This window comes from Bacillus sp. SH7-1, assembly GCF_008042405.1.
In the GTDB taxonomy this organism is placed as follows: domain Bacteria; phylum Bacillota; class Bacilli; order Bacillales; family Bacillaceae_G; genus Bacillus_A; species Bacillus_A thuringiensis_N.
In genome coordinates this window covers 45235-52414 of sequence record NZ_QNUD01000001.1, presented here as the reverse complement: position 1 = coordinate 52414, position 7180 = coordinate 45235, and the positions used below count along the sequence as shown (strand labels likewise).

The following is a 7180-nucleotide window of genomic DNA, read 5'->3' as shown; positions in this document are numbered from 1 at the left end:
GGTTGTTCTTTTACTTCATACTTATATGCATTTCCTTCGGCATCATATGCCGCTAAATCTGTAAACGCATATTTCCATTCGCCCGCTGCGCTCACTTCTTTTGTATCAATTACTTTACCATTTTGTAGTAAGTCTACTTTGATCGTCGTTGGACGGCTTGTCGCATTTCCGTCTTTCCACGTCTTCGTTCCTTCTACTGTTGTTTGCGCTACTTTTGTATTCGTAATGTCATAACCTTTTACTTCTGATTTATATCCATCTACTGGTTGTTCTTTTACTTCATACTTATATGCACTCCATTCGCATCGTATGCTTCTAAATCTGCGAATATATATTTCCAACCTATTGCTGCTAATACGTCTTGTGTTTGGATTACATTTCCGTTTTGTAGTAAGTCTACTTTGATCATTGTTGGACGGCTTGTCGCATTTCCGTCTTTCCACACCTTTGTTCCTTCTACTGTCATTTTCGCTACTTTTGTATTTGTAATATTGTAGCCATTTACTTCTGATTTGTATCCCGCTACCGGTCGTTCTTTTACTGTATACGTATAGGCAACACCATTTGCATCATATTGCGCTAGGTCTACAAATGTATAATTCCAACCGTTCGCTGCTGTTACTTCTTTTGTTTGGATTACGTTCCCATTTTGTAGTAAATCTACTTGGATTGAGCTCGGACGATCTGTTGCATTGTTGTCATTCCATGTTTTCGTTCCTGAAACAGATGTTTTTGCATCTTTTGTATTTGTAATGTCATAACCGTTTACTTCTGTTTTATATCCATCCACCGGTTGTTCTTTTACTTCATACTTATATGCATTTCCTTCGGCATCATATGCTGCTAAGTCTTTGAATCCATATTTCCAGCCTGTTGCTTCACTTACTTCTTCCGTCGCAACTACTTGACCATTTTGTAGTAAGTCTACCTTGATTGTTGTCGGACGATTTGTTGCGTTTCCGTCCTTCCACGTTTTTGTTCCTTCTACCGTTGTTTGACCTACTTTTGTATTTGTAATGTCATAACCGTTTATTTCTGATTTGTATCCCGCTACTGGTCGTTCTTTTACTGTATACGTATAGGCAGCACCATTCACATCATATGATTCTACATTTGTAAATGTATATTTCCAATCATTTTCCGCTGTTACTTCTTTTGTTTGGATTACATTTCCGTTTTGTAGTAAATCTACTTGAATTGAGCTTGGACGATCTGTTGCATTACCGTCTTTCCACTTCTTCGTTCCTTCTACTGTCATCTTCGCTACTTTTGTATTTGTAATGTCATAACCTTTTACTTCTGATTTGTATCCCGCTACCGGTTGTTCTTTTACTGTATACGTATAAGCAACACCATTTGCATCGTATTGTGCTAAATCTGCAAATGTATACTTCCAACTGTTTGCTGCTGTTACTTCTTTTGTTTGAATTACGTTTCCATTTTGCAATAAGTCTACTTGGATTGAGCTTGGACGATCTGTTGCATTGTTATCATTCCAAGTTTTCGTTCCTGAAACAGATGTTTTTGCATCTTTTGTATTTGTAATGTTATAGCCATTTATTTCCGTTTTGTATCCCGCTACTGGCTTTTCTTTTACTGTATACGTATAAGCATTACCATCATTATCATATGCAGGTAAATCTGCAAACGTATAATTCCAGTTATTCGCTGCTGTTACATCTTGTGTTTTGATTGAATTTCCATTTTGCAGTAACTCTACTTGGATTGAGCTTGGGCGATCTGTTGCATTGTTGTCATTCCATGTTTTCGTTCCTGAAACAGATGTCATTTTCACCTTATTCGGAATAGTAAGCTTTACGCCTTTGTCAGCATTTGCATCAATCGTAAAAGGTACTTTTACTTGAGGATCGAAATCCAAATAGTTTGGACCTGCAATCTCCTGTACATAGTAATTACCTGGGTCTAAATCTTTGACCTCTACCATGCCTTGTCCATCTGTTTTATACGTACCACCAATTTGCTGACCTGATTCTGTATATAAGTTAAATGAAACATTTGGTACAAGTTTTGTCTCATCTCCGGCAATGTGCTTCACGATTCTTAGCGTTCCTTTAGGAGGTAAATCCCCTTGCGCACCGCCGCCCTGATCTATATTGTTAACTCTAGCACTACCCGATGTTGATATAGGATTTTCATTTGTAATCTTGTAATCAACCGCATATTGATTATCAAAATATGGTTGACTCTTTCCATCTGCAGTAATGGTAGATGTATAAGAGAAAGCAAAAGTAATACCACTTGCCTTTTCCTTATTCATCACAACTTTAAATTCGTTATCATTAATAAAAGTAACCGTACCATAACCTTGATTTTGGAATTCCTGTGGTGTCATTGGAGCTGCAAATCCTCCAATACGGAAACTATCCTGATTAAGTGTTTGTCCCGGTTGCAATGTATCTGTCAAAACAATATCTGAATCTACATTTTGCTTTGCTCCATTTATATTTAACCACCAATTTACTACACTAGTATCTTCAGGCTTAATACTTCCCCCTTTAGAGTGAAATGTTCCAGGGCTACTCCCCCCATTATTAATTTGACCAGCAATCGTTACTTTTTGAGCCTCTAAATTAGTACCTAGATTCGTATCGATTGTTTTCTTCTCTCCCGGTGCTACATCTTGAGTCGCTTCAACTTGAAAATAAAAATGTCCTTTAACATTTAGAAGTTTTTCAACTACATCACTAAATGTACATACCACGTTAGTTGTATTTATTTGACAAGTACCAAAATTTTGTCCTTGCTCGTTGTTTAATGGAATTGTTCCTTTGTATCCTTTCAATTCCGGTGGCAAAGCTAATGTTAATGTATCTCCTGTTTTCATATCCAATCCAGGTTTTTCACTAAAATTAACACGGATTCTCGTTGTTTCGCCAACACCTAGTTCCGTTTTATCAAATGCAAAACTATCTACTAGTCCTGTTTTATTTAACTCCTGTGCATTTGCTATTATGGATGTAAAACTCTGACCTATAGTAAATATAAAAATCATGAAAATCGAAAAAATCGAAGTTACTCTCTTGATCATGTCATTCTCCTATCAGTTATAATTAGATGGCTCTAATATGAATATGCAATGACAATGATTTTATAGGCTGATGATATTCCATTTCTTTTAATCGTTATACACTTAAAACTTGAAAACAAATTTCTATAAATAATTCTCTTGTTCTCTATTAAGTTTCAGTTTTTTAATATAACATTACTTTCACTAAGTTTATTATTTACAAGTTAAACAATTTTCGATATAATTGTAACTGGTGAAGTTGCGTTTTTCATCACTCCTATAAAATCCCGAGATTTTATATCATATCTACCATCTTATTTTGAGCATACATTTCTGATTAATAATGTTTTTAATTCAACGCTATTAGTTTATTGATATTACTTTTCATTGGTTTTTATATTCGCAATATCAGTATATTCAGTTTTTTAGCGCTCTATTTAATGATTCACAACATTATTTAACAGAATCTATTCCCCCTCCTATAGGCATTCTTTCATGCTCCCATCCGTAATATAGGGCTTTTTTAATGCCAAAGATAGTTTTAGTAATTTTTGTAATCGATTTTGTAATTAAAGAAACCAAACGTAAATTAATACCCCTCTTGAGATAAAATCCTTATTTTATACTCCCTCCTATATACACCAAAATATTGTCCTTAAATAATTGTTCTAAACCACTACCTAATTCTTGATTCATTTAGTAAAAATATAAACCACAAATAATTTTGTTTATTCATATGTCACTTGGAAATCATTTCTCAGATTTGTAATTAGATAGTCTTATAATTTTCAAAAAGATCACCAAAAACGTTCACCAATTTTGGTCTACTTATAAATCCGCATGAATAATAAACTCCATGGCTAAATCTGGTTATACCGAATCTTCAATGAAATTCTCAGTTTGTTGACTAGATTCATAATTATTTGTATGAACTCAAATTTATCATTGCTAGATTGAAAAAACAGTCTCAATTCTCTCTACAAATATTTGTAATAAGTATGTTATTAATTAAGATGTCATAAAAACAACAGAATACTTATCCTCTATTTTTTACCAAATAATTACATTTAATTCACCTCGCTATCTATTTATAATTTTCAATATTATATATAAAATAAAACAAAGAAATAGTAGTAAACTTAAATATTATTCATCCGTAAATTAGACTGAATCTTCAGTCTTTTTGTTCGAATGGGGGATATTTTCGGCTACTCTTTCTTTGTATTATGAGTTTAGCACTAAATATAAAGTATCACAAGACAAAAAATCACAAAATTCTCGCAAATTCGACATTTTTTCACAAACTAATATTTCCACTAACTAGTAGAGATCACCATATCTCTCCATCAACTTAAAAATTTTATGACGCACTTAAAATAAAATTGTACATTTTCACCTTGAGAATTCAATCTTTTTATATTTGGGTTGTTTTTTAGCTTGATGTTGATGGAAGGTGAATCCAATTAAACTAATTTCCCTCTTTCCTAGATTTAGGGAAATAACTTCTTGTCGAAAACTCTTCAACATAACCAGAAATACATAGTATCACATCAAAGAATATAAATCTATATTGATTTTTTTTTAATAATTTATATATAATTGTAATAAGTATAAAATGAAATTCGCTATCAATTAGGAGCGAGAATGATAAATATAAGAATGACAAAACATCCCTGCTTCGAAATGAATACAGTAATGCCAACTAAATATGACCAGGTTAAGTAATTTGAATCATAATTAGATTACATAATCGATTTTTGGTATGGGTAAGAAGCGTAGGTTTTCCTTTCCTCATAAATTAACTGTATAGCTTCCGTACTCCATTTTTCTATTTAATAGCTTAAATTGCATAACAATTGAGGGATGCTTCACTAAATTCTTAATATTTTTGGCGAATTTGTAACAGAACCTTTAGTTACAAGCAATATTTTTTAAATACAATATTTTATCATCTAAGGAGGAAACAGTATGAAAGGCTTAAAGTTTATTTATAAAACTCCCTTTATATTAACAATGAGTGTAGTGTTGATGGGATGTAACACAGCAAAACAAGAAGCCCCGCAAAAACAATCTACGAAGAAAAATACGCAGTGGTCATATGAGGGGAATACTGGTCCAGAGCACTGGGGAGAATTGAAACCAGAATACAAAATGTGTTTAAATGGGCAAGAACAATCTCCAATAGATATCAAAACAGAGCAAATAAAATCAACAGTTGATAATAATCCTTTGCAAATAAACTATCAACCAATATCATTTTCTATTAAAAATAATGGGCATAGTATTGAGGGAAAAGCAAATAGTCCTGATGATTATCTTATGCTAGGAGGAAATCGTTACACATTAAAACAATTCCATTTTCATACACCAAGTGAGCACCAATTTGAAGGAAAATATGCAGATATGGAATTACACCTAGTCCATCAAAATGATCAAGGTCAGTTAGCAGTAATAGGTATTATGATAAAAGAAGGACAAAAAAACGAAGGTTTTGCAGCAATGTGGGAAAATCTCCCGTACAGAAAAAATATAAAAGACGATGTGCAACATACCATTGATATAAAACAGATTCTTCCTTCAGATCATTCATCATTCCGTTACATGGGGTCTTTGACAACACCTCCTTGTACTGAAAATGTCCAATGGATTGTGTTGAAACAGACAATAGAGATGTCCAAAAAACAAATTGAAGCGTTCCATAAATTATTCCCAACGAATAGCCGACCAGTTCAACCAATTAATGGACGCGAAGTATCATAAAAATCAGTAATACAAACCAATGTCCTAATCTATATTACTGATTTTTGTATGTTTGTTATAAGAGACTCATAGCAAAGTTTATGGAAACCAGACAATTTAAATAACCATTGTCTGGCTCAATGAAATTATAATTTTTTTGCACCAGTATAGAAATAAGTTGTTGCCCCTTTAGGACAGCAGCTTTTTCATTATGCTACGTCCTCTTTTTGTTCCTTAAAGAAGAAAAAGATAACATACTAGATATATTTTATATATAAATCATTAGCGGAAATTTTAAAAACAATAAAAACCCTATAATTATTATATAATAATTATAGGATTAATATTTGATGAACATTATAATTCTTAGTACATGTCTTGCTAAAATACCTTAAAAAAATTTTATTTTTACAAAAGAAAACAACCTATATAAAAACAGGTTGTTTTCTTTTAAGGGTAAAACAAAGAAAGAATGGCAAAAAAGACACAAACTTATAAAGCACAAAAAGTAGATCGATTAGATAGAACTAAAAATTCTGATATCATAACAGTTAGGGTTTCTGTTTACTCTTTCTTTGTTGTTATCAATATAGCATCCAAAAGACATATATCAACAAAAGGTAACATAATTGTTACTTTATTCGGTATTTAATCATAATTCTTTACAAACCATATCATAGTAATGAAAAAAAAAGCGACGTACTTTTTCATTGCCTTCAGTATAAACAGTGATATTATTTTTGTCATTATACTACATCTTCTTTTTGTCCCTTTTGTAACGCATTATTTTTGTAACCGTAACTGAAGTAGACTACAAGTTTAATTACAAAACAAGTTTCAACGACAATCCATCTTTTTGCTGAACGTTGTAACGCAAAGAAAACAACCTGTATAAAAACAGATTGTTTTCTTATGTAGGGTAAAACAAAGAAAGAGTGGAAAAAAATGCACAAACTTCTTCGACACATGAAGTACATCGGTAGAGAAAACTAAAAATTCTGATTTCTTACTAGATAAGGGTTTTTATTTTCTCTTTCTTTGTTGTTATGAATATAACATTAAAATCGACATATATCAACAAAAAGTAACAAAGTTGTTACCTTTTCGGCATTTAATAGGGTTCAGCCGAGATACGTGAAAAAATAGGTCACGGTTTTACTTTTATTTCCAATCACGACCTGTTGAGCTTATAGAGAGATGGTTTCTTCTATTTGGCGAGAGTTTTTTATAAATAAATTACATAATTTCCAAAACGTATTATATATCTAGTCATATAGGAACTTAGCGTTTCTAAATCTTGGCGCGAAAAGCGATAACCTTCTCTTTTTAGTTGCCATAAAATCGTAATTTGCTGGGCACATAAAAAGAAAATAACAATTTCCTCTCATAGCAAAATTGTTATCTGTTAATAGT

At 32.1% G+C, this 7180-nt stretch carries 3 protein-coding genes and 1 pseudogene; 1 reads left to right on the top strand and 3 read right to left on the bottom strand.

What is annotated here, in order from left to right:
• Nucleotides 1–341 (bottom strand): Cna B-type domain-containing protein (locus tag DN390_RS31550; protein WP_218944375.1); only part of this gene is annotated, 341 nt, incomplete at its 3' end.
• Nucleotides 275–3049, bottom strand: coding sequence for a Cna B-type domain-containing protein (locus DN390_RS30970; protein WP_147806337.1), 2775 nt, complete (start codon nt 3047–3049; stop codon nt 275–277). The genes DN390_RS30970 and DN390_RS31550, both read right to left, overlap by 67 nt.
• Nucleotides 3050–4996: 1947 nt before the next feature.
• On the opposite strand from DN390_RS30970, the gene DN390_RS00195 reads away from it, so the two are divergent.
• Nucleotides 4997–5788: a carbonic anhydrase gene (locus DN390_RS00195; RefSeq protein WP_147806336.1), complete on the top strand. Its 792-nt coding sequence runs from the start codon at nt 4997–4999 to the stop codon at nt 5786–5788.
• Nucleotides 5789–6954: 1166 nt separating this feature from the next.
• Here DN390_RS00195 and DN390_RS31745 read toward each other — a convergent pair.
• Nucleotides 6955–7142, bottom strand: a pseudogene (locus tag DN390_RS31745) (hypothetical protein); the annotation flags it as partial.
• Nucleotides 7143–7180 lie beyond the last annotated feature (38 nt).

What these genes read in the sequence shown, in the direction of transcription:
- DN390_RS00195 (WP_147806336.1), top strand. Translation starts at nt 4,997, where the DNA reads ATGAAAGGCTTAAAGTTTATTTATAAAACTCCCTTTATATTAACAATG.
- DN390_RS30970 (WP_147806337.1), bottom strand. Translation starts at nt 3,049, where the DNA reads ATGATCAAGAGAGTAACTTCGATTTTTTCGATTTTCATGATTTTTATA.